Source organism: Parasphingomonas frigoris (assembly GCF_036663815.1).
Classification (GTDB): Bacteria; Pseudomonadota; Alphaproteobacteria; order Sphingomonadales; family Sphingomonadaceae; genus Sphingomonas.
This window is the reverse complement of the sequence record NZ_JAXOJQ010000007.1, coordinates 12154-35075: the sequence shown is the minus strand read 5'-3', so window position 1 is coordinate 35075 and position 22922 is coordinate 12154. Positions and strand designations below refer to the sequence as shown.

Here is a 22922-nt window from a genome sequence, read left to right as displayed (position 1 = left end):
ATCCAGCCGCACGAAAAGGGCGTCACGTTGCGCGCCGATGTGCCGACTGAGTCACGGCGCCTATGTAGAACCGGGGACGGGCTGCTTGCCGACAGGGGCTATGATGCCGCCCCCATTGCGCCGAACTTGTCGCAGCCGGCGTCGAGGCGGTCGTCCCTGCCAAGAGGAACCGCCGCGCGGGGATCCCGCACGATCGCTCGAAATACCGCTGCCGCAATCTCGTCGAGCGCTTGTTTAGCAAACTCAAAAACTGGCGTCGCGTCGCACCGCTATGATAAAACCAGCGAGTCCTATCTCGGCTTCGTCGCCCTTGCGTCAACCAAGCTCTGGATACCCTTTGTCCACGGCGCCTGGGTTTAGAGAGACGGCGCCTGATCGAGGCGTTGGAAGCCATTGCCCACTATGTCGGGCCGGGAGCGCAGCGGGCTGTGCATATGTGGAGAGCCGAGCCGACGACGTTGCTGCGACAACTCCCGCAAAAAGGCGACGGTAGGTCGCCATCATCGCGGCGACACCGCTTACCCCTTCGCGCCGTTCACCAACCGCAATGATGTCCACTGAAATGGCCGTTTCGCTAGATGAACCATCGGCCGGTTTCGGGAGCCGGCGAGAGGGCTGGGAGTGGCCGACATTGGGTCGATTCTGCCCGCGCTAAACCGGCCGAAGCGCCGGGCGCTACATTGTTGAGGCGCCCGCCGCCCGAAGCCGGCGGGCGTGGCATCAGGCGTCTTCCGCCTGCAGGTTGACGGTAGTTTCCGCGAGCTTGGTCATATATTCATCGCCGCCATAAATGTCCTTTGTGGCGTCCTTGAGCTTTTTGGTATCGGCCTTGAGGCCGAGCGCATCTGCATAGGCCGCCGCGGTGCCGAAGCCGGCGATGCCGTAGTGCGTCATCCGCTGATATTGTGCGATGATCATGACGTCGAGCAACGGTCCCTTGTCGGGTCCCTCTTCGAGCACGTGCTTGGTCGCCTCGGCCACCAGACCTTCCATGCCCTTGCAATGCTCCTTCGAGACCTTCTCATCGTTCGCCGCGATCAATTCCTTCAACACTTCGATGTGCTTTTCGATGCCGGCCTGGGAGTTGGTCAGCATCTCTTTCAGCGCCGCGTCGCTGGCTTTCGTGGTGATCTTCTTCAGCACCTTCTTCATCTGGTTATTGGCGGACCAGAGATCCTTCAGCTCGTCGGTGTAGATTTCCATCAGATCTTCCGGAGCAGCCATGGCGCGCGATCCTTTTTCGTACCTTGGACAAGATTGCCCTTTGGTCATCTGCAAACCGCTCAGCTGTGCGCACCGTTCCCGAGCTGGCAGAACAATGCGCAAATGCACGCTCGAAAACCGCTGCAGTGCGAACATTCGGGCGAGCCCGATACCATCCTGCCCAATAGCGTGTTGGTCGTCCGGATATCTGGGATTTATCAATACCTTTGATGGCCAACGCGCTCACTGCATCTGTGCCGCGACGACCGGACGCAGAATTAGGTCGGCGGTCAGGACCGCGCCATATTGAAAGCTGAATGAACGTCGGAAGTTGGGTAGGCGAATGAGCGCGGGGAATGGCGGGGTTTGGGTCATGATTGATGGCTTGATCCGCATCTTGAGCAACAACCAAGGAAATTGGTGTCAAAGCCAAAATCTTGGAACTCTGTAGCGCGGGCGAATGTGGAACCCGTCCAGCCATGGAATGAGCTATTGCTCTTTGGCAAAGTCACGGGAAAGAGGGCGTCCTCCCTAGGACGAGATGCCCGCAATATGAAACGCTTGATGCTCCTCTTCAGCCTGTTCCTGGCGCTTCCGGCGCATGCTCAGTCCGCTGAGAACGACTTGGATATCTTCCTCAAACAGAAGATGCGCCAGGAGCAAATCCCGGCGCTGCAGGTTGCCGTCATCCGTCACGGCAGAGTCATCAAGACTGCTACCTATGGGATCGCCAACGTTGAGAACGGGGTGTCCGCCTCGCAGGAGAGCATCTTCTCAATCAACTCATGCACCAAGGCATTTACGGGTGTCGCGATCATGCAACTGGTAGAGGCAGGCAAACTTAAATTAGATGACCCGATATCAAAGTACCTCGACGATTTGCCGCAGGCCTGGAGGGCAATCACAATTAAGCAGGTGCTCGCGCATGTTTCCGGGCTGCCGAACATCATCGATAACAAGGAAAACCTGATCGGAGATGGCAGCGAAGCTTCTGCGTGGGCTACCGTCAAGACGCTTCCCATGGAATTCAAGACTGGCGAACGCTTCCGCTACAACCAGACCGGCTACGTCATTATCGGTAAGATCATCGACAAGCTGAGCGGCGAGCCCTTCGCCAAATTCATTGAGGAACGGCAATTCAAGCCCTCCGGAATGGTCCACACCCGGTTCGGCGATTCTTCCGACGTTGTCCCACATTCGGCAGGCGGCTATTCCTACCTTCAGAACGTCGATGGCGTTTGGAAGAAGCGTGACAAGCTCTCGGCAATATACGTCTCTTTTGCCCCGTATTTCCGGACAGCAGCGGGGATATTGTCGACGTCGAGCGACATTGCGAACTGGCTGGTGGCGCTTCAGTCTGGCAAGCTTCTAAAAGATAAGTCGAGCCTTGATGCGCTATGGAGATCGGCCGTCCTGAACGACGGCACGACGGGCGGTATGAGCGCGCTGCTGAACGGATCTGGGTTGGGTTGGCCGGTGACGACTCGGGCAGATCATCCTGCGGCGGGGCCGATCGGCGGGATGCGCTCGACCTTTTTCGTCTATCCAAAAGACGATCTGTCCGTTGTCATCCTGACTAACCTCCAAGGCGCAAATCCTGAGAACTTCGCCGACGAGGTCGCCGCCTACTACATTCCGGACATGCATGAATTCAACGGGTTCGGCCTCTCTCCGACGCTCAAGACGCTGCGGGCCGCATTGCTGGACCAGGGATTTGAGCACGCGCCCCAGGTCGCGGCCAATCTCAAAGCTCAAAACCCTTCGTTCCGGCCGAAGGAGGACGAGCTGAACGCCTGGGGATACAAGCTATTAGAACAACATAAACCTGTTCAGGCTGTAGCGATTTTGCGGCTAAACACCCTACTCTTTGCCAAGAGTTGGAATGCCTACGACAGTCTGGCCGAAATCCTCGAAGACACTGGAAATCTAACGGATGCAATCGAGAATTATACCCACTCGCTTCAAATCAATCCCGGAAACAGCAATGCAGTAGAACATCTTCAAAAGTTGCGTAACGAATGAAGACGGGCCGACGGTTTTAACTTGGTTGCGGAAGCCATCGTCTCTCAGCGGTCCGTTTAGAGGGCCGTAGTAAGAGCTGCGGGGCCGTGCTTTCCGGACTCGGAGATCCAAGCTACCGCGAATCTGTGTCCGAATAATGCACAGGGGCCTGTGTGACGATGCGGGCTGTTCCGGAAGACGTCATGATCAAGATTGTCGAACGGATTTGGTTGCTGCTGCTGCTCTTTGCCGATCGTTCCGTTAGGTCCGAACGGCGGAAATGCTGATTCCGTCCTTGAAACTCGCCAGTGGGCTAGCGGCCAATCCAATCCAAAGTCGGAACATGAATGGAAGGCAGCTTTCGAGCAGCGTCGAGGGGTTCCTGAATGTCGGATTCTGGGTCAACGCTTCCCCGATTGTCTATCAGCAATACGGCGCAGTGCTTCTGTTGTGGCTGGTCGAGGTGGGTTAGACAAACTTTTGCTCAACGCGGGGGCCGCTGCTCACCACGCGATCACGCCCCTGCCGTTTAGCCCGTAGCAGCGCGGCATCGGCGGCTTGAACCAATTTTGCGCGCTCGTTTGGTGCCGGCGCTGTCGAAACGCCAAGGGATATCGTCACCGCTCCAAGATCGTTTCCGCGATGCTGGACACGCAGTGCCGAAACCTCTGATCGAATCTTCTCAGCCCGGCCGACAGCCTCCTCGGCAGCGACACCGGGAAGGAGAAGCAAAAACTCTTCGCCCCCATAGCGGAACACCAAATCAGACTCGCGGACCAAGCCCTTCAGGAGGCCGCCGACCGCCCGAAGGACTGCATCGCCGGCTTCGTGGCCGACCTCGTCGTTAAACCGTTTAAAATGGTCGATGTCGGCCATGATGCAGCTAATTTCCGTCTGCGAACGGGCCGATCGGTCGAGTTCGGCTTCAAGGACCGCATCCAGCTGACGGCGGTTGGCGAGCGTAGTTAGCGCATCTGCCATCGCCATGGCGTGCAGCGCTTCGCGCAACCGCAGATTGTCCAGCGACAACCCGATATTCTCGGCGAGCATTTCCAGGTAGATGTCCGGCAGTTCGGACAAGGCGCCGCCCGGTAATGGCTCGAGATATAGAAGACCAAGCGTGCCTTGCTGACCGGTGAGTGGCAAGCAAATGGTGTCCGGCAGGCGGGTGCCGTCGCTCGCGTCGAGGTGGCCGCACGGTACGTCGATCTGATCTCCGGCGGGCCGGTGCGCGGTCCCGCGGCGGATGGCCCAGCACGAAAGCAACGAAAATTCGTCGGTGGAATGGCGTGGATCCTGCCACGACACCGCCTCGACCATCGCATCCTTGGCAGTATCGAGAAAATAGAGACAGCCAGCGAGCCGTGGCGCGATCTCCGGCAAGAAGCGCCGCGCCACGTCCTTCAGATCGTCAATGCTGTCGCAGCTCTGCATACGCTGCGTCATACGCGACATAAGGTCTCGCATTGCACGATCCGCATCCCGCTCCCGCTCGAGGCGCTGGCGTTCGATGCCGGTGGCGCGGAAGATGCGCAGGGCCTCTGCCATGTCGCCTATCTCGTCGACCTGGGAGATATTGGGCGGGACGGCTTCGTAATCGTGTGCGGCCAAACGCGTGACGACATCGCTCAGTTTAACGACGGGACGAAGGACGCGCTGTCGGAATACAAAAAACAAAACACAGAGGAAAAGGAGCGCCGTGACGCTGAGCATGACCTCGGCTGCACCTTGCAACAGTTTGGCGGAGCTCGTCGCAACCTGCAACGTCGCGCTCGTTCGCTCGTCGACGTGATCCTGAAAGGATCTGATAGCCGCCTGAACGCGATCAAGCTCGCGCTCGTATTCGGTAGAGAATAGTATTTCGACTGCGCGTGCCCGATCACCCGTCTGGCGGGCGACGATCGCGGCCTGTTGCTGCGGCCGCAAGGCGTCCGTCCACTTAAGGGCCCCATGGAGATCGGCCAATTCCCCTTCTGAAGCGCCAGCATCCCGGATGTTCGTTGTGCGACTTTCAATTTTTCCGAGCGTGTTTTGCTCGCGTGAATAAGCGAGCTTGTCCGCCGTGTTGCCGCTAAGCGCGAACTGACGAGCAAGCTCACTCAGTTGGGTGGCATCCTCGTCAAGGGTCGATGTGATCTTATCAAGGCGATATCGCTGCTCGACGGCAGCCCGCTCGTCGTCTTGCGCGTGAGAAGCTGCGAGCATTGTTGCGCCCGAGGCAAGCGTCAGGGTAACGGTGATTCCGTAAGCCCAGTTCGTGATCGTCGCCAACCGCATTTGGCGGAATTATCACGTAGACCTTCAGATGCAGTAAAGGTGACACCGAGCTTCGAGCGTTCTGTGCCAGTCATGTTTGCACGGAGCGAAATCGGCTTGCCATGTCCCGGCTCAACCGTCACCCGCACGAGATACGCGGCTTCTATCCGCCAAAGGGGGGAGACGTTTTGCCATCCGTTACATAGCCGTTGCCCCATAGGATTCGGATCTTGGTCAATCGCCGCGTTCGAGAGTCTGGGATAAAATAACCCATGCCCAATGCCCAAACACCCAGCGCGGATGGCTTTGGCCGGCAGCGTCCGCGCTAGGGTCGGGATTCATTGATATGACAAGCATCATCGCGTTCAGGCTCCGCAAGGAGACCATTACGCTGACCTCACAGCGTTTCGTGCTGCTTTTTTTTCTGGAGATGGCTGTCAATGGCGTCGGTGAGATGACCCTCGCTGCTTCGGGAATGGCAGCTTAACCAACGACCGACGATCGACCGCCCCGAAACCGGCCATCAATTCCCGATGAACAGATGTCCGCAGTTGGGAAGCCAAAAATGCTTGGCTAATATCTGGATCTGGGTCGTACCGGCCAGGAAGCGGTCGTGAGGATTGCGGTCCTATCTGCGGTCCGTTGATCGCCTCGCAGCGAATCGGCTTGCGGATATGTTCTTCATTTGTTCTAATGCGAGCATGGCTCGCTTCGATCATCAATCCGAACCGGTTGTCACGCCCGACGACCTCGCGGCAACCGTCCTAACGCTTCCCGGCTGGGTTCGCGTAGGTCTATCGGCGCCTGATGAGCGGATGCGATTAAGCGCCGCAGAATTCATCGCACAGTCGATCTTCGACAAGATCGCGGGCGAACGCGGTCGGTCACATCCTGACCAGCTCGATCTTTCGCTGTGACGTGGGCGCAAATATCAGGTTCCACTCGCTTGGTGATGTCGTCTCTCAAAAGGCCAACATCCACGCGCGATGTCATTTCCACTGCTACAATCAGTCCATTATTGCCGGAGAGCCGCTCTACCGATGGTTTATGGTCCACCGTTGGGACTTCGGCCTCGCGTCCGTTGGAGGCCATCTCAGATGCAGCAGGTGCTTTGCCCGGCCTGAGCGATGCACCGTCACTTTCCACGCTCCATACGGACCTTCAAGCCAGCGACGGCCGAGGTCGGAAGAGGCTTGGGTTGCGCTTCTAAAACGCTTGCGTGGATAAATGAGGAAGGCAGCTGCCGGGCATAAAAGCTCTCGAGCGAAAATCGACCAGCGTTCGTTTGTCGCCGACCTGAACGAACCAGCACGAACCCATCAACGTTCGCAATTCAGCCGATAAGCGGTTTGGTCCGAAGCCAGACCCGAGACCAAATTAACGAATGCCAGAAGTTGAGAATCACCAACGCGCCGCGAATGTCGGATCCAGGGTCAACCCAGCGCAAAATTGGCTTTATTCGACCGTCGTCATCCGGCGCGCTGGGGATCCGGTTCCTGTCTGAGTTGCGTGATTCGAGCATTACAAATCAAGAGAACGACTTGCCCGAGTTGTTCTACACGCGCTGCGATCCATTCGAGTTCTTCGACAGTAATTTTATAGTGCTTCGAATAACGCGCTTTAACGTAAGCTTCTTTCAGCTTCTCGAAAATTGCGCGTTCCGAGCGACTCTCGCGGGGCCAGGCTTCGATAAGATGGCGATCCAGGCGCTCCGCCTGCGTCCGCAAAAAGCCGAGATTGTGCACGTGAGGCGTGTAGAAGGTCACAACTAATAAAACGCAGTGATACAGCCGCTCGGCCGCCTGATGCATGTCGAACGCAGCATCCTTGAGATAGCCCTTCTCGATATCATACTTCGCGATATCAAAGCGCTTCATCGCCGCAGGAAACCATTCGTCGAAATACTCATGTGCCATTGCGAGCGCCTGCTCGGGTGTTTTGGGCTTGGGCTCGTGCAATTCGTCGTCAACAGCCTGGTAAAGCGCGATCCCGTCACGCCGCACGTCCATGAAGAAATAGCGACCATGGGCTAGCCCGTCATTTACCTCCTGCAACGTGTGAACGATGAAATTGACCGGCGTCTTGAGCGTCTTGGTGATCGCCAGCTCGCGGTTGAGGTGGTCCTCAAGCTTGGACCAATAGTCGATCCGATCGGTCAGCCGCTTGTCGTTGACGATGATCAGCAGGTCAAAATCGGACTGATAGCCCTTCGCGGTATGCGGCTCGTCGACCCATCCCCCGCGCGCATAGCTGCCGTAGAGGATGACCTTCTCGATGCGCCCGCGCTTCTTCCATGGGTGATTGGCCAGCGCGAGCGCGTCGTCGAATTCCTCGAATATGATCTGGACGACGCGCTCGAGCTCGCGACGCTTCTGCGGGGGGAGATGATCCAGTTCGCTGCGCATGGGCAATATCCTGGTTACGGACGGCTGGGCGCGTCCGACACGCCCCAGGGATTGATAAGGTTGACGCCGGTGTGAACGAAATCAGCGACGTTTCGGGTGACAACCGTCAGGTCATGGACCAGCGCGGTCGCTGCAATCCAGCTGTCCCGCTCGCTGCGCGGATCCGGCACATGCAAACGCGCGCACCGCGTTGCCACTTCGGCCGACATCGAGAGGATCCGACCGTGGAAGGCTGGCAGAACGGTTTCGCCGAGCCAGCGACGCAGCATAGCCCCTTGCACGGGGTCGCGCCGCTCCATGAGCAGCGTGCCATATTCCAGTTCAAACAGAGTGATCGTGCACAGGTACGTGGAGGCCGGATCGGCGGCCGACATCCACGCGACAACCTGCGGGTCGGCGCGGGCAGACCCAAGCTTCCTGCTTTCGGACACGACATTGGTATCGAGCAAATACATCAGTCCGCGAACCCTGCATCCCGGTGTGTCAGACTGGATCGCGGTGGCTCCCAGTCGACATCTATGGGCTCCTTAGGTGTGAGCAGCGCTGCGAGTGAGGGGCGACGGCCGGCCATCTGCTCAAGCGCTTGCTCGATCACTTCGGCCTGACTGCGGCCAGGGCCCACTAAGGTGCGCAACAACTCGACGGCGCGCGCGGAGCGGATCGTAATCGGCGGTTGCTGACGTCTGCCCGTGCTGGCCATGCGCGTTCTCCTAGGTATCCAACATACTACGGTGCATGCACGGACGGCAAGCACGCATTGTCGTTCCCTTTCGATGTCGTTGGCGCGCTGATACTCTGGCTGGCGTTTCTCCTTGGCGGAGCTCAGTTGCCGCGGAAATGCTTGAACCGCTTCGCGGCAATATCCGCCTCCAGCGTGGTATCCGCGTTCTGGCATTCTTCGCCCCGCACGGCGCCGGTGCGACAATCGCTCGCAACGCCGTTCGCCTCGTCGAGATGGGCCGCAAAATAGCGCACCGAACGCGGTTGAGGCTTGGCGCAACCCGCAAGCAATCCCGCCGTGGCGAGCAGCAGGGCGAGCAGCAGGGCGAGCATGTTGGCTCTCATGATCGCCCCCTAGTCAACAGTTTGATGTAGCGGTCGGCTCCGAGCTTGCGGACGTCGTGATAGCGAAGCAGCAGATTGCGGGCGTTGCTGCGGGACGTGCGCAACGAGAAGGAAGCGCGCAGCGTCTCCAGTTCGATTGCCGCGTCCGCCAGCACCGCTTCATCGAGCTGGCGGAAGGGGTGAAGGCGATCGTTGAGGGACTGCACCATCACGGTGATCTCGCCGTTTCCGGAAGCACTCGCGATAGTCAGGAACAGCGATGCGGTTGCCGAAGCCAAGTCCGGCATGGCTATGGCATCTGCCGATCCCGTTACAGGAACATCACTTTCCTCGATCGCTGCGAGCAGAAGCAGCTGATTGAGATTCAAGAGATCGCGCAGATCCGCCGCGTTCAGCGTCGGCACCCGAAACCCTTCGCCGGGCATCAGCTCGACCAGCCGCTCACCCGCAAGATGATTGAGGCTATCGCGGATCGGCGTGATGCTCACCCCGATGTCCGCTGCGAGGCGCGCGGCCTCGAGCCGGAACCCAGGCGGCCAATGTCCGACGAGCAGCCGGTGCTTGATCGCGTTGTAGGTCGGCTCGAGGACATGAGCGGGGCTCATACGCTGGCACCGCCGACGTCGCGGAAACCGGCAAGTATCGCCTCTTGATCCGGTCGCAGTGCGTCGACTGCACCAATGTACGCTGGCACTTCGTCCTGCAGCAGGATCGAGGGACATTGCCCCTCGTAATTGCCGAGGTTCGGCCGGTGCTGGACGTAGCCGGCGAGTTGCGCAAGCTCGTGCGAGAAGGTGCGCGCCACCTCCGGCGGATAGGCCAACCAGAGATTTTCATAGGGCTTCAGCCAGCCTAGGCTGTAGCCGATGACGATCGCGCGGCGCACGCCGCTGCTGCGGTTGGCGCCCGCGCCGTGCGCGGTCGACCCGAGAAAGCAGATCGCCGACCCTGGATCGCAGGCGGCGACGATCGGCTCGCCGACGTCCTCCTTCGCCATACCGGCCACGCCGTGGCTGAACGGATAGATTTCGGTCGCGCCGTTTTTGTCGGTGAAACGATCCAGCGGCCAGATGACGTTGAGCAGATATTCATGCGCGCCCTTGGCGCCCGGCCACATGTCGTGGTCGCGATGCGGGAATTGACGGGGCTCGCCGGGATGAATTTCGATGGCCTGCGCGACATTCAGCTGGATGCGGTCGCACGCCTCCCCGAGGACGGATTGGGCCACCGCGAGAATGGTCGGATGGAGCACCAGCGCTTCGCAGTGGAGCGAGCTGCGGAGCAGGCTGCCGAACCGCTTTGTGCGAAAGCCGTAAAAACGCCCCTGGCCAAACGGCGTCGCAGCGAAGACCGGGTCCAGATCAGCGTCCAGCGCGGCGATCGATCGCGCCGGCACGGCGTCCGGGATGATGCAATATCCCTGGTGGTGCAGTTGCTCGACCCAGTCGGCGGTTGTGACGGCGGTCACGCTGCCAGCTCCTCTTGCGCGAGCCGGAGGGTAAGCGGCGCGTACACACCCGTGCGGCGGAGCCCGTCGATCGACCTATCGTCGATCTGGATGTGAAGGGCGGCGAGCGGCCGTCCAGATTGCTCGAACGCCCGGCCAAGCGGCGCGCAGCGCCAGCCGAAGCCGAGCACTTGCGCAAACCAGCCGAGTTCGGCGACGCCGGTGTAATCGGTGATCCGCTCGCGCAACGCATGGTCGACCAAAGCGGTGACGAGCTGGTTGCGGGCCGACCGCCGATCGGCCGAGGACTGATGACGATCGAGGCAGAAGCGAGTGATCTCGCGGGTCGTGGGGCCCGCCGGGACCTCGCCGGCGCAAAGAAACGGATACAGGTCGCCGAGCAAATGCGGTCGATCGGTCTTCAGCAATCGCGCGGACGCCCGGTGCCGTCCGGAGGCGTCGAGCAGGATCAGATATTCGGCATCGGGATCGTCGAACTGGTCGAGTTCATATTCGCCGGCGAGCACTGGCAAATCCCACTTCAGCAAGTCGACGAACACCTGTTTGCGGGCCGCGAACATTGCCCGCAGGGAAGCGTCGCCGAGCGCACGCGGCGCCCGGTCCAGAAGGTCGGTCATTGATGGCTCCAGCTTACATTTGAGGTGGCGCCCAAGGATCACTTTTCACGAACGCCCGGCATCCCAAGAAAGGGGGATGTCCGGGCGCGGGCGACGCAGACTCAGTGGAAATACCACCAGCGCCGGATGTCGGCGAAACTGATAAGGCCGTCGAACAAGGCGCATAGAATGAGCGCGTTGCGCGAGTGGACATCGTAGCGCTCGCGCGCAGTTCGAAGGTGCTGGATGACCGTGTCTTCGCCGATGCTCAGGATCGTGGCGATGTCGGCGGCCGTCTTGCCGCGCGCCGACCACAGGACGCATTCGCGCTGCCGCGGGGAAAGGACTGGCCGGGCGATGATTGGCGACTCGCCTGCCAGACGTCTGGCAGTGGTGAGCGCAAAGGCGCCGACGATCTCGGCGACAGGCAACATCGGCCGCGGCATGACCCGGTCTGGTCGCAACGCGAAGGTGCATGAGCCGCTCGCGTATCCGGGAAGGTGGCGCGGCACCGTATAGCCATCGCCGATCCCGTTGGCCCTGCCGACCGAGAGCATGCGTCGGTCGCCGGGGCTCATCGGCACGAGATCGTCGAGCTCGCACCAGAGGAACCCCATCATGCTGCGTTCGCAGGCACGTCGGATCGGATCGTTGCCGGCAAGATCGAACTCGACATAGGTCTGCGCCCACGGCGCGGGATAGTCGTGAAGGAGAAAATCCGTCTCGGTAGAGCTTAGGCCATGGTGCTGATACGATAGTGCGAAGTGATCGAATTCCAGCTGGCGCGTGACGTACGCCATGGCGTCGGCAAGGTTCGTTTCGGATCCGGCATTGGAGACCTTGAGAACCAGTTCGTCGATAAGGGTGCGCATGACTTCGTTCGACCGCCGGCACATTTTCCGAGCCTGTGTCGGTGCGATCGCCTAAAATGCCGATATAGGCAGTTCCCATCTGCCCGAAGCGGCGTTCAACAGAGTCTGGAGGACGCTCGGCAAATCACCTGCCGATCATGGGGTTGCCGAGCCGTCACGGGGAATGGTCATGCAATGCGCGCATGGCAGACCTCCTTTCTTGGCATACACAAGATGGTGGTCGCTAAACTCCGCGCCGGTCTCGGTTTTAAAATGTCCTGTATTGGTTTGCAACGCAGCAAAGCAGGGCTCACCGCGATCTCTATCCGACGTCGAGGCCGACCTCCTGCGCCAGTCGAACCCCCGATTCCATGCGATCGAACAGTGTGCTGACGAAGCGCTCCCAGCGCTCCGCACCCATCGCCTGCGCCGCCTTCACCGCGCTTTCGGGAAGTGGGGCTGTATTGCTGAGCCAGGAGCGGACGAACAGGGAGAGCGCCTCGTTCGACAGGTCCACGTGCAAGGCCAGCCGTTCGACTTGCCTGGTGACCCGGTCGAGACGCCGGCTGACGGCCGCCTCGAGCCGATCGGCACCGTCGGGCGACAGATAGGATGCGAGCGCCGCCTCGACGACCGCGGTGCGTGAGACCTTCTTGGCCCTGGCGAACCCGTCGAGCTGGCGCACCAGGTCGGGCGGCAACCGGAAGCTGCTCTTTTCGCGGGTGGCGGTCATAGCGTCACACCATCGTCCGGATCGAGCGCGGCCGCACGCGCAGTGCGCGCCATCGCGCGCTCGATCCCGCGCCGTTTCCGCGCGGCTATCGCCTCGGGTTCATCAGTGTCGAACGCGAACTCGTTCACGGGTGCGCGGGGCGGCTCCGGCACGACCTCTTCATGCTCGCCCAGTTCGGGTTCGCGGCGGATGCCGGCATTGGCGGTATCGCGTGCCTCGATATCGGAGGTAGCGCTGTCCGAGGCGGATTGCGGATCGGCGGTCTCCGTTGGCACCGCGGCCGCCGGTGTGGGCAGCGCTGCCGGGACCGGCGGCCCTGGCGGCGACGATGCTGCCGGCGCGGCAGGTGGCTCTGGCGCGGCGACCGGCGCCAGCACGGTCCAGTCATCCGCTGGCCGGCGCGCAGCATCGCGCACCGCCGTCGCCGGTGGTGGCAGGAGCCGCGCAGTGAAGCGGGCATCGGCATAATAGCGTGCCTTCACGGCACGGATCGGCGGAACACCGGCGCTCATCACGATCTCCTGCTGCGCTGGCAGCTGCATGATCTCGCCGGGGGTCAGGAGCGGCCGGGCGGCCTCGCTGCGCGAGACCATCAGATGCCCGAGCCACGGACTGAGCCGGTGCCCGGCATAGTTTTTCATGGCGCGCATCTCGGTCGCCGTCCCGAGCGCGTCCGAGATGCGCTTGGCGGTGCGCTCGTCGTTGGTCGCAAACGCGACGCGAACATGGCAATTGTCGAGGATCGCATTGTTCTGCCCGTACGCCTTCTCGATCTGATTGAGGCTCTGCGCGATCAGGAACGCCTTGATGCCGTATCCCGCCATGAAGGCGAGCGCGGATTCGAAGAAGTCGAGCCGCCCGAGTGCTGGAAATTCGTCGAGCATGAGCAGCAGGCGATGCGGTCGCTGCGTGACGTTCAATTCCTCGGTCAGGCGCCGCCCGATCTGGTTGAGGATCAGCCGGATCAGCGGCTTGGTCCGGCTGATGTCGCTCGGCGGCACCACCAGATAGAGCGAGACCGGCGCGGTGCCGCTCACCAGTTCGCCGATCCGCCAGTCGCAGGCGCGCGTGACCCGCGCCACCACGGGATCACGGTACAGCCCCAGGAACGACATCGCGGTCGACAGCACGCCCGAGCGTTCGTTCTCCGCCTTGTTGAGCAGTTCGCGCGCGGCAGAGGCAACGACGGGATGGACGCCGGCGTCGCCCAGATGCGGCGTGGTCATCATCGCGCGCAGCGTCGACTCGATCGGCCGGCGCGGATCCGAGAGGAAGGCAGCGACGCCGGCGAGCGTCTTGTCGGCTTCGGCATAGAGCACATGGAGGATCGCGCCGACCAGCAAGGCGTGGCTGGTTTTTTCCCAATGGTTGCGCTTCTCGAGGCTTCCCTCGGGATCGACCAACACATCCGCCACGTTCTGGACGTCGCGCACCTCCCACTCGCCTTTGCGGACCTCGAGCAGCGGGTTGTAGGCATCCGACGCCGGGTTGGTCGGATCGAACAGCAGGACGCGGCCATGGGCGGCACGAAAGCCGCCGGTCAGCTGCCAATTCTCGCCCTTGATGTCGTGGACGATCACCGAGCCTGGCCAGGTCAGCAACGTGGGCACGACCAGGCCGACGCCCTTGCCCGAGCGGGTCGGCGCGAAGCACAGGACATGCTCCGGACCATCATGACGCAGATAGTGCGCACCATGGCAGCCGAGCACCACACCGTCCTCGCTCAGCATGCCGGCGCGGGCGATCTCGCGGGGCGTCGCCCAGCGCGCCGAGCCGAAGGTCTCGGCCTTCTTCGCTTCGCGCGCGCGCCAGACCGACATGGCGATCGCGACCACGACCGACAGCAGTCCCCCGGACGCGGCGATATAGCCCCCGACCGCGAAGACCTGCGGTGCATAGGCGTCGAAGCTGAACCACCACCAGAAGAAGGCCGGCGGCGGATAGACCGGTAAACCTGCGAGCCGGAACCAGGGACGCCCCAGTTCGGGCTGGTAGGCGAGCGCGTGCGCGGTCCACTGCGTCGCGGTCCAGATCGCCACGAGGACGATGGCGAAAACGGCGCAGACCTGACCCCACAGGATCCTGGTGGCATTCATCGGATGGGCCTCCGGCTTGAGGGAGGCGAGATCACAGACCGAGACCTTTGCCGCGGCCGATCGACCAGTCGACACTGCCGCCCGGCCCCATCGTGCCGCTGATGTGCGAGCCCAGATGCGAGTCGAGCGCGGGCCGCCAGGGGACGAGCTGGAAGCCCATGCCCCCATCCCCACTGATGACCTCGATCATCGCGAATCGACCCGAGGCGAGGTTGACCCGCTCGCGGTAGACGCCGGCGACATACTCGCCTTCGCCCGACGGGCGATGCGTGAGCCCGGTGCGCCGCGCGATCGCGTCCGTGGCCTCACGCATTTCGCGTGCGCGCAGCGTCTCGATGAGGTCGCGCTCGAAGCGCATGCCCGCCCCCTGACGGCGTGCCAGGCCGGAGGCTTCGAGCTCCTGCGCGCGCGCATCCATTGCGCCCCGGATCTCGGCGCCGAACCCGTCTTCGGATGCGACCGGCGAACGCGAGATGAGCTGGCGATCGAGCCAGGTCGCACCCGACGCCGTCACCTGCCGGTCGAGCGGGAGATCCGATCGCGTTGCGAGCGACATGCGGTTGTTGCCGCCGCCGTCGGCCCAGGACCGCAGTTCGACGATCGCGCCCGGTCGGGCGTCGCCGGTCATCTCCAGATCGTCGAAGCGGACATGATGGGTGCGACCATCGGCGCCGTCGATCACCGCATAGGCCGTTCCCTGCAGTTCGTCGTGCAAGCCGCGCTCGACGAGGCGGCCGACGATCGGATCAGACGTTCCAGCGTCATGGATCGCGAACGCCACTGGGTCCGGCGTGCGTCCATCGCGCTGCATCGCGTTATGCAGCGTCTTGACGATGTCGGTGCGCACCTGGATATCGCGCAGCGTCTGCTCGGCGTCGGCGCGCAGCGTCCAGAGGCCTGGCTCGTGGAGTTCGGCGAGGCCGAGCCGCTCGAGCTTGTCGACGCGGCCGCACAGCAGTCGGCGCGTCTCTTCGTCATCCCCGCCCGGGCGCAGATCGATGACGCCCGCCAGGCCGTCGCTCCGCTCCTGCAACTCCCGGTCGAGACTGGTCCAACGATCCGCTTCGACCTCCCGCTGCAACGCGCCCCGGATGTCGCGCTCGTTGCGGGGACCAAGCTCCAGGGTCGCGCGCGCCTCGGCCCTACCCCGCATTCCGTCCCGGATATAGTCGCCGTCGATAACCAGGTCGGAGCCATCATCGACGCGGCCGCGGACCAGGACATGCACGTGCGGATTGTCGGTGTTCCAATGATCGACCGCCACCCAGTCGAGCTCGGTGCCGAGATCGCGGGCCATGTCGTCCATCAGTTCGCGCGTGAAGGCACGCAGGTCCGTCATGTCGGCGGCATCCTCGGGTGAGACGATGAAGCGGAAGTGGTGGCGATCGTCTTCGCAGCGCTCGGCGAACGCATCGCCATCGGCCGGGGGCGAGCGCGCATCGAACAGCGCCGCGTCGCGTCCGTCGCGCGTCACGCCGTCGCGTTTGAGATAGGCGACATGTCGTGCGAGCGGGGCTGCGCGAAAGCGAGACCCGCGATGCCGGACCACGCGGGCCACCACGGTCACGCGCCGTGCATTGGCGGGCCGGCTGATCCGCAGCAGGGCGTTGCGGCCGCGACCGCGCGCGCCGACGCGCGTGCTGCGTCCCTTGGGCTGGAGCATTCGCGGCCGCCCTGAGCGTGCGCCGGCGCGTCTGACCTGTGCGGCGAGGCTTTTCGACCGGCCGGCCGCGGCGCCGCCGGCATCCCGGCTGCGGCCTGGTCGAACCCGAAAATCCTGGTCGTCGATGCTCATGCCGGCACCCGTCGAAGCGCTGTCGGACGCGCGCGCCGTGGCAGACTGCCAATTGCTCCCGTTTTCGTCCGACGCGCAGCCCCGCTGCCCGACGGATAAGCCTCTCTTCTGCAACCACAAAAGCGTCGGTGTCCGACGCGGCTTTTATCTTGCCATCGCTGCTTCTTTCCCTTCTCCACGACGTCATCACGCCAGGAATCTGGCCCGCAGACCGCCACAGCAAGCAAGGCTACCCCACGGGCGTTCATGGCGCGCCTCGACCGGAATGCGCGACGAACAGAGGGTTGGTTGGCAGCGGCTCGGCTCGCCGTTGCGAGGATTCCGGCACGACCGGTGCAGCGGCTTTGTCGATCGGACGCGCGAGGACGGCATCGGTGCTCCCGGCCGAAGCCCCATCCCTGCGCACGATGAAGAGGGTGGCATTGCGCCAGGTGGTCGACGGCGCGCGGGGCACGATGACGGTTCGCGCAGCCGAAATGCCGACAGCGGATGCAATGCGGGCGACATAGCCGGACGTTTCGGCCGGCAACGATCGTGCGCGCGCGCGCCAATCATCGACGCGGCCAGGCCCGGCGTTGTACGCGGCCAGCGCCATGCCGAGATCGCCATAGCGATCGAGCATCTCGCGCAGATAGGCGGCCCCTGCATGGATGTTCGCGCGCACGTCGAAAGGGTCGGACCCAAGCGCATAGCGTGCGGTCAAGCCGGTCCACGTCGCCGGCATGATCTGCATGAGACCCATCGCACCGGCGCGTGACACCGCGCGCGGATCGCCGCGGCTCTCCGCGCGCATCACAGCCCAAATCCAGGTTTCGGGAAGGTCGAAGCGCTGCGCTGCTTCGGCGACGCAATCTGCATAGGTGGGCGCAGAAGCAGCGGCCAGAAGGACAGCGTTCTGCACGGCGCCAGCGGTAGCCGAAGGACTGGCAAGGGCGATCGTCACCATTGCCAGCTCCAGGCCTATGCGCGTGCCATGTGCGCGAGAGGACATCGCTCAATCCTCGCGCTGACGACGTTTCTGCCGGGCCCATATCAGGACATGCACCTCGTCCTGCGTCCGGGATTGCAGCAGACTTGCGCGCAGCGGGCGCGTGAAGGTCGGGCAGTCGAGCTGCACGGTGATGAAGCTGCCGCCCCCTTCGCGCTCGTGGGTCCAGCCGGCGCCGATCTCCGCCGCGGCATTGCCGTCGTCGAGATGCACCCGCCAATCCGGTGCACGCTCCCCGCAGGGATGGGCAACGGGCACGATGCGCAACGGCACGGTGAGCGCCAGCGTTTCGAGCTGACCGACGTACGTGTCGCCGATGCGGGCGAAGCGACCGATCTGCATGGGAGGTCTCCTAAGGCTGGTGAAGGGATGCGTTCGGCGCGTCGGCTCTGCGCCATTGAAAGGACGCGTCGGCTGCGCCGCGGGTGAACAGCGGCGTCGCACGACCAAGCAGGCGATCGCTCGACAGCGGCCCGAAATATCGCCCATCCATGCTGTCCGGCACCGCGTTGAGCAGGAACAGGTCGTGCGCGCGCAGCACGCGGCAGCCACGCCAAACCGGGAGTGCGCGACCGTGACTGTCGCTGGTCCGGGCGATCGCCACCACGCGTCCATCGACCGTGACGCGCGCGCTGGCGCGGCACACCGTCGCGCCGGAACGGGCGGCGACATGCTTGAGCAGCGGTACGCCGAGCGCGAGATAGCGGCGCTCGTCCAGGAAGCGCGCGAGCGCCGGTGGCGGCATCACGGCGACCAGATCGCCGACTGCCGGGCGGTCGATCGCCGTCAGCCGATACAGCCCGATCGGTGCGCTGGCGGTCGCGTTCCACACCAAGCGGGGATGCGGTGCCAGCAGCGCGACGGTGACGAACAGGCCACCGAACAGTTCGGCAAGCGCGGTGGTCACGAGGACATAGCCGAGCCGGGTCATCCTTCGATCGCTTTACGCTTGAGCCAGGCGGCATGGCGCTCGGCGGTGTAGAGTCTTGGCGCGTCGCCGGCGCTCAAGCGGTTGTGGACGTGGCGCCAATGGTCGGGTGCCGCGTCGCACGGGTCGACGCCCGCATGTTCGACCGCGTCGATTGCGGCGAGCACCGCGCGTACCTTGGCCCAGCCCTGGATCGACAGATACAGTTCGCCGCCGGGCCGCACGAACGGAGCGGTGGTATAGGCTTCGCACGGGCCGACCGCGCGCAGTATGTCGACGCGCGAATGCACCGTACCAAAGTCATTGGACGCCCAGCGGCAGAGCGCGAACACGGCATTCGGTCGAAAAGCGACGATCCGAATCTTGCGGCTGACGAAGCGCTCGGCAGCAATTCGGCCGAAGCGTATCCAGTGTTCGAGCCGCTTTTCGATCCAGATGAGTTCGACCTCCGTCGCGGCATCGCGCGATGCCGGGACGGCGCGCACGCCAACGCCGTTGCCGGGAAGAGGTCGCTTCATGATGCGTCACCGGAGGCGGCCTGTAGCGCGCGCGATGCACAGGCTTTCCGCACGCGCAGAGCGTGCGCAGGGAGGGCCTGCGTTACACCTGCGACGCCGCGCGGCATGCGGACAGCATGCTCGCCGGTCCCGCCAGAGCGAGTCTTGGGTGGCATCGCGACGGCCGCTCGAAAGCGGCGCTCGTGACGGCGCGTACCGCGTTCGTCCACAGGCCGCTGAAGCGTTAGCAAGAATCCGAAGGATTCTTCTCTATTAGCACCGTTAGAGGAGCGCTGATTCCGCGCGGATTTCTGCGGGTTTCGGGGACATTTCGGTTCCCGATAGGACGACTCCTGGGTTCCCGATAGGACGTGTCGGTCGGTTCCCGATAGGACGATCAGCATGGCTCGTTATCCACAGACTTAAGCTTGAGACGGCGCATCGCGGCGTCGAGCGGATCGACCGGCAGCGGCGCGAAGCGCAGACGCTCGCGACCGAAGGCGTGCTCGATGGCGAGCGTGTAACCGGGCAACGGCTGTCGCCGCACGATCGCGCGAAGCTCGAAGGCGAAGCGCTTGAGCGGCGAGAGCGCGCCCGATTTCAGATAAAGATGCGACACGTCGAAGCTCCAGCCGCCGGACTGGCGGCCGCCATGCTTGCGGACGATGCGATACAACCAGCGCTCGAGGCCGCCGGTGAGATCGAAATAGGCGCGGTCGATCGTGAGCACGAGCCCGCGCTCGAGTATGCCGGCATAGAACCAGTCGGGCAGGATCAGTTCGATGCCGAGCGGGCGTCCGCTGGCATCAAGGCGTTCCTGCCATTCGTTGATCCACGAAAAGCGATGCCGCCGCCGCTGATGCTGTTGGCGGATCGACGTGGCGACGGTGGTCGACTGGAGGCGGTCGAGCGCACATTTCAGGCGATCGTAATTATCGCGGCCGGTACCGCGCCCGACATAGGTCAGGATCTCGTGCGGCGTCGTCGCCATCAGGCGCGAGGTCGGCCGCCCGGCATCGCGGGCTTCGACGATCTGGCTCGCCGCCCAGATCAGCACGTCGGCATCCCAGATCGTCGCCATGCCGTGTTCGGACACGGCCTCGACCGAAATCCAGGTCTCGCCCATGCGGAAGTCGATCGGAGCGGTGCGCTTCGACTTGGCGAGGCTGAAGAACGGCCAGGTCATCAGATCCTGCGCATCGCGCGGCGCGAGGTCGCCCGGCACCGACCGGAACAGCTCGAGCTGCCGGCGCTCGTCGAAAGCGGGAGGCGCGGTGCGCGGCATCCGCATCATGCCTCGGCCGGGCGGCGCCGCGCCGGATAGACGGTGCCGGAGCCGGCATCGGAGGTCGAGCGCCGCGTGCCGATCGCCGCCCAGGCTTCAAGGTCGTCGATCGCATAGACGACACGACCGCCCAGCCGACGAAAGATCGGTCCGGTACCATAGCAGCGATGCTTTTCGAGCGTGCGCGGGGAGAGACCGAGATGGGTCGCGGCATCGGGTGTCTTCAGAAAGCGCGGGCGCTGTACGAGGGCTTCTGGCGGCATGATCGTCCTCCCTAGATGCACCGGCCGGCGTGGGGCGGTGCGGAACCATGCGGCGGACAATGGCGGAGCAGGGTCGGCGCCCCGGAGCGGCTATTTCAGGCTGTCGACTTTTGTCGCCCCCCAAGGCTGCCGCGGAGCAATGTGCGATAGCCCCCGCGCATCAGGGCAAGCGCCTCCTCGATCAGACGCTGCGTGCGCCGGCGCTCGGTCGACGACTTCCACTCCATGCCGCGGCCGATCGACATGCCGGGATAGATCAGGCGACGCGCGATATCGTACGATGTCGGCCGGGGTTGGGTCTGAGCCATGTCGAGGATGTCGAGCAACAGGTCGAGGCGCTGTCGCTGAAACGGTGTGGGCCGAAAGGCGCCGGCGCTGCGCGTCGGCGGTGCTCCGCCGATACGGCGATCCAGTCGCCACGCCGCTTGGCGGCGGACCTCGATCGCCGGGTCGCGGACGATGATATAGGCGAGCGGTTGCCCAGGTAGCGTAGCGCGCAACCAGAGGTGATGGGGGCCATCGACGTCGCCCAGGACAAGGTGGCGCCCATCCGGCAAGGCGCGATCCGCGAGAATCAGCGGCCAGCCGTGAAGATCCAGGGGCCGCGCGTCGGCGATATCGTCGGGCGCCGCGTCGAGAATGACGGTCGCGGGCGATGTCGATGGCGGCCACAGCGCCGGTTCGCTAGCCGGGACGGCGTCCGGCGAACAGGGAAAAGCATAAGCCCCATCGACGGGCCATCACCTCCTGCACAGATGTGGAGAGATCGTGTCCCAGCGCCTGATAATCCTGGCGATACGCGGGGTTGCGGCGCAGAAATTCCTGCGCAAAACCGGCGAAATCGAGGTCCCGCCGCGCTGACCGGTCCACCTTGTCTTCGCCGGCCATCGCCAGGTCCTCCCAAGTCGGGGAGGAAGCATGGAAGGACCGAGCGATCCGGACCATTCCAGCTTGTGGCGGGGTCTATCCCCTGAAGTTGGGAGGGTCGAAGCGTAGCCGCAGCCGCGCAGCGCCGACAGAGCGGCGCGCCACCTGGTCACCGCAGATGCGATGCCGATCATGTGATCGATTCCCGCTTGGCAACTGGCATCGCGACATGGCGATACTTGGAGAATAGCGTTCAATCTGATAGGTTTGTCACAACAGACAATCGCTTTTGCTCAACGCAAACACGAGATGGCGCATGGCAAAGATGCAGCGCGATCAACTCCGGGGACGCGCGGCGGGCCAAGTGTCCGCGCATCTGCCGCCTGAGTTGATAGCCGCACTCGTTAGGTGGCGGATCCAGGCCGGTCCGGCGAATCGCGCGAAAGCAATCCGGCGCCTTTTGGCAAAGGCGCTAGATTTAGGAACGCTACAGCAGCAGCCACCCGTCCCTCCCGCCCCGAGCCGGCAGGAGCAGGATCACCGGGCTGAACAGCTGATCGCGTTGTACCGCAGTCTGGGATCCTTCGAAGCCGTCGGCCGCTCGGTCGGTCTTTCAGGAGGACGCGTGGCCACGCTCATCCATCGCCATGAAAACCGTATCGCAACTGGAGCGCTGGGGCGTGTTCGCGACGTCGAGGGACAAATCGAAGACTTCGAGCCGCGGTAACCGCGTGCGGCTTGCTCTTATAAGCGAGCCGCACGCGGCCGATCGATGTGGTCGCGCACGAGGGGACGGAGCAGACGGAGCGGAACCTGCTGCCTTTCCCAGCCACGCTATGACCGGCCACGACCCGGTGGGTCGGTCGAGACCGAGCGCGCCACTGCTGCGCAACGCCATGGACGGTTCGCCTGCTCGCCACGGCGGCCCGTCGCGCTGCTGCGCGAAGATGCGCCCCGCCCGATCCCGGGCGGGGCGCCGTATCGGCTCAGTCGTTGGTGGCGCGGCGTGCCCGCGACCAGATCAGCGTGTAGCCCTCGCCCTCTGCATCATCGAACAGATTGGCGAAGATGGGGGCGGTGAAGCTAGGATCGTCGAGCTTGACCGAGAGATAGTCGCGCTGTTCGGCGGAGCGCTTGGCCCAGGCGGCGCCGATCTCGGCGCGGCCGACATAGATGCGGTGACTGGGTGCAGTGTCGGTGCTGCGATTCTCCTCTGGCACGATCCGGACGCCCTTGGTCTGGACGCTGAGGGTGACGATTTCGCCCTGATATTCAGAGCCGACCTTCTTGAAGCTGCCGATGTTCGCCATGATTTTAGTCCTTCGATTGTCGAGGCCGCCCTATGCGTCTCGATGGCGTCGAGGAGCCGGAGGCGAGCGCCGCCGCAGCTCTGCCCGCAGCGAAGCGGAGGACCGCGCGAACGCCCCTTTCTTGTCTCGCGAGGAATGGGCCGCAGGCACAGGGGAAGAAAGGGACGGGCACGCGGTTGCGGCTCAGGCACTCGAGGCGCAGCCGTCCTCCGGCTAGACAGCCATAAACGAGACCGCAGGCGGCCTTGATCCCCACGAAGGACGGGTCTTTGCGCAGCGGCGATCAAGCCTCGGCTCTCGGAAGCTGGGCATCCG

25 protein-coding genes are annotated in these 22922 nt (G+C 63.4%); 4 read left to right on the top strand and 21 right to left on the bottom strand.

The features are described from left to right. Nucleotides 1-720: 720 nt before the first annotated feature. Nucleotides 721-1359 (bottom strand): ferritin-like domain-containing protein, encoded by a 639-nt coding sequence (locus U1872_RS18540; protein ID WP_332794407.1) that lies wholly within the window; start codon nucleotides 1357-1359, stop codon nucleotides 721-723. Between the two features lie 396 nt (nucleotides 1360-1755). Between U1872_RS18540 and U1872_RS18535 the strand changes: the two genes are divergently transcribed. Continuing rightward, the gene (locus tag U1872_RS18535; RefSeq protein WP_332794406.1) at nucleotides 1756-3225 is read left to right on the top strand and encodes a serine hydrolase; all 1470 of its coding nucleotides are present in this window, start codon (nucleotides 1756-1758) and stop codon (nucleotides 3223-3225) included. Nucleotides 3226-3672: 447 nt separating this feature from the next. Here U1872_RS18535 and U1872_RS18530 read toward each other — a convergent pair whose 3' ends face one another. Then, nucleotides 3673-5481: a diguanylate cyclase gene (locus U1872_RS18530; RefSeq protein ID WP_332794405.1), complete on the bottom strand. Its 1809-nt coding sequence runs from the start codon at nucleotides 5479-5481 to the stop codon at nucleotides 3673-3675. Between the two features lie 325 nt (nucleotides 5482-5806). Here U1872_RS18530 and U1872_RS18525 point away from each other — a divergent pair, with 325 nt between their 5' ends. Both U1872_RS18525 and U1872_RS18520 read left to right on the top strand, forming a co-directional pair. Continuing rightward, nucleotides 5807-5947: a hypothetical protein gene (locus tag U1872_RS18525; RefSeq protein ID WP_332794404.1), complete on the top strand. Its 141-nt coding sequence runs from the start codon at nucleotides 5807-5809 to the stop codon at nucleotides 5945-5947. Nucleotides 5948-6161: 214 nt separating this feature from the next. Continuing rightward, a complete protein-coding gene (locus tag U1872_RS18520) occupies nucleotides 6162-6377 on the top strand; it encodes a DUF6771 family protein (protein ID WP_332794403.1) in 216 nt (71 codons plus the stop codon). A 552-nt stretch (nucleotides 6378-6929) separates the two neighbouring features. On the opposite strand, the gene U1872_RS18515 is transcribed toward U1872_RS18520, so the two are convergent. The 18 genes from U1872_RS18515 to U1872_RS18430 all read right to left on the bottom strand — a co-directional run bounded on the left by U1872_RS18515 (nucleotide 6930) and on the right by U1872_RS18430 (nucleotide 21318). Continuing rightward, nucleotides 6930-7865, bottom strand: coding sequence for a nucleotidyltransferase and HEPN domain-containing protein (locus tag U1872_RS18515; RefSeq protein WP_332794402.1), 936 nt, complete (start codon nucleotides 7863-7865; stop codon nucleotides 6930-6932). 14 nt (nucleotides 7866-7879) lie between these two features. Further along, nucleotides 7880-8320: a type II toxin-antitoxin system VapC family toxin gene (locus U1872_RS18510; protein ID WP_332794401.1), complete on the bottom strand. Its 441-nt coding sequence runs from the start codon at nucleotides 8318-8320 to the stop codon at nucleotides 7880-7882. 367 nt (nucleotides 8321-8687) lie between these two features. After that, nucleotides 8688-8918: an EexN family lipoprotein gene (locus U1872_RS18505; RefSeq protein WP_332794400.1), complete on the bottom strand. Its 231-nt coding sequence runs from the start codon at nucleotides 8916-8918 to the stop codon at nucleotides 8688-8690. 8 nt (nucleotides 8919-8926) lie between these two features. Then, a complete protein-coding gene (locus U1872_RS18500; protein WP_332794399.1) occupies nucleotides 8927-9535 on the bottom strand; it encodes a GntR family transcriptional regulator in 609 nt (202 codons plus the stop codon). Next, nucleotides 9532-10398: a phytanoyl-CoA dioxygenase family protein gene (locus U1872_RS18495; protein WP_332794398.1), complete on the bottom strand. Its 867-nt coding sequence runs from the start codon at nucleotides 10396-10398 to the stop codon at nucleotides 9532-9534. The genes U1872_RS18500 and U1872_RS18495 overlap by 4 nt, the downstream gene beginning before the upstream one ends. Next, entirely contained in the window at nucleotides 10395-11015 is a 621-nt protein-coding gene (locus U1872_RS18490; protein WP_332794397.1) for an acyl-homoserine-lactone synthase, read from the bottom strand. The genes U1872_RS18495 and U1872_RS18490 overlap by 4 nt, the downstream gene beginning before the upstream one ends. A 101-nt stretch (nucleotides 11016-11116) precedes the next feature. Next, the gene (locus U1872_RS18485; RefSeq protein ID WP_332794396.1) at nucleotides 11117-11866 is read right to left on the bottom strand and encodes a helix-turn-helix transcriptional regulator; all 750 of its coding nucleotides are present in this window, start codon (nucleotides 11864-11866) and stop codon (nucleotides 11117-11119) included. Between the two features lie 301 nt (nucleotides 11867-12167). Next, on the bottom strand, nucleotides 12168-12578 hold the full coding sequence (locus tag U1872_RS18480) for a ribbon-helix-helix protein, CopG family (protein WP_332794395.1): 411 nt from the start codon (nucleotides 12576-12578) through the stop codon (nucleotides 12168-12170). Then, nucleotides 12575-14674 carry a conjugal transfer protein TraG gene (locus U1872_RS18475; RefSeq protein ID WP_332794394.1) on the bottom strand — a complete coding sequence of 700 codons (2100 nt, stop codon included), beginning with the start codon at nucleotides 14672-14674 and terminating at the stop codon, nucleotides 12575-12577. The genes U1872_RS18480 and U1872_RS18475 overlap by 4 nt, the downstream gene beginning before the upstream one ends. Before the next feature lie 31 nt (nucleotides 14675-14705). Further along, nucleotides 14706-16469, bottom strand: coding sequence for a relaxase/mobilization nuclease domain-containing protein (locus tag U1872_RS18470; protein WP_332794393.1), 1764 nt, complete (start codon nucleotides 16467-16469; stop codon nucleotides 14706-14708). 244 nt (nucleotides 16470-16713) lie between these two features. Then, entirely contained in the window at nucleotides 16714-17415 is a 702-nt protein-coding gene (locus U1872_RS18465) for a lytic transglycosylase domain-containing protein (protein ID WP_332794392.1), read from the bottom strand. Nucleotides 17416-17463: 48 nt separating this feature from the next. Beyond that, nucleotides 17464-17799, bottom strand: coding sequence for a DUF736 domain-containing protein (locus U1872_RS18460; protein WP_332794391.1), 336 nt, complete (start codon nucleotides 17797-17799; stop codon nucleotides 17464-17466). Between the two features lie 10 nt (nucleotides 17800-17809). Next, on the bottom strand, nucleotides 17810-18388 hold the full coding sequence (locus U1872_RS18455; protein WP_332794390.1) for a S26 family signal peptidase: 579 nt from the start codon (nucleotides 18386-18388) through the stop codon (nucleotides 17810-17812). Next, nucleotides 18385-18903: a DUF2840 domain-containing protein gene (locus U1872_RS18450; RefSeq protein ID WP_332794389.1), complete on the bottom strand. Its 519-nt coding sequence runs from the start codon at nucleotides 18901-18903 to the stop codon at nucleotides 18385-18387. The genes U1872_RS18455 and U1872_RS18450 overlap by 4 nt, the downstream gene beginning before the upstream one ends. 376 nt (nucleotides 18904-19279) lie before the next feature. Continuing rightward, a complete protein-coding gene (locus U1872_RS18445; protein WP_332794388.1) occupies nucleotides 19280-20176 on the bottom strand; it encodes a replication initiator protein A in 897 nt (298 codons plus the stop codon). After that, nucleotides 20173-20430, bottom strand: coding sequence for a helix-turn-helix transcriptional regulator (locus U1872_RS18440; RefSeq protein ID WP_332794387.1), 258 nt, complete (start codon nucleotides 20428-20430; stop codon nucleotides 20173-20175). Before U1872_RS18440 ends, U1872_RS18445 begins: the two co-directional genes overlap by 4 nt. Nucleotides 20431-20525: 95 nt before the next feature. Then, complete coding sequence (locus tag U1872_RS18435) at nucleotides 20526-21071, bottom strand: DUF2285 domain-containing protein (RefSeq protein ID WP_443025416.1); 546 nt, start codon at nucleotides 21069-21071, stop codon at nucleotides 20526-20528. A 43-nt stretch (nucleotides 21072-21114) separates the two neighbouring features. Beyond that, nucleotides 21115-21318 (bottom strand): transcriptional regulator domain-containing protein, encoded by a 204-nt coding sequence (locus U1872_RS18430; protein ID WP_332794385.1) that lies wholly within the window; start codon nucleotides 21316-21318, stop codon nucleotides 21115-21117. Between the two features lie 295 nt (nucleotides 21319-21613). Here U1872_RS18430 and U1872_RS18425 point away from each other — a divergent pair, with 295 nt between their 5' ends. Beyond that, nucleotides 21614-22024 carry a ribbon-helix-helix protein, CopG family gene (locus U1872_RS18425; RefSeq protein WP_332794384.1) on the top strand — a complete coding sequence of 137 codons (411 nt, stop codon included), beginning with the start codon at nucleotides 21614-21616 and terminating at the stop codon, nucleotides 22022-22024. A 259-nt stretch (nucleotides 22025-22283) separates the two neighbouring features. Here the strand turns inward: U1872_RS18425 and U1872_RS18420 are convergent, their stop codons facing one another. Beyond that, entirely contained in the window at nucleotides 22284-22607 is a 324-nt protein-coding gene (locus U1872_RS18420) for a DUF736 domain-containing protein (RefSeq protein ID WP_332794383.1), read from the bottom strand. Nucleotides 22608-22922: the final 315 nt, after the last annotated feature.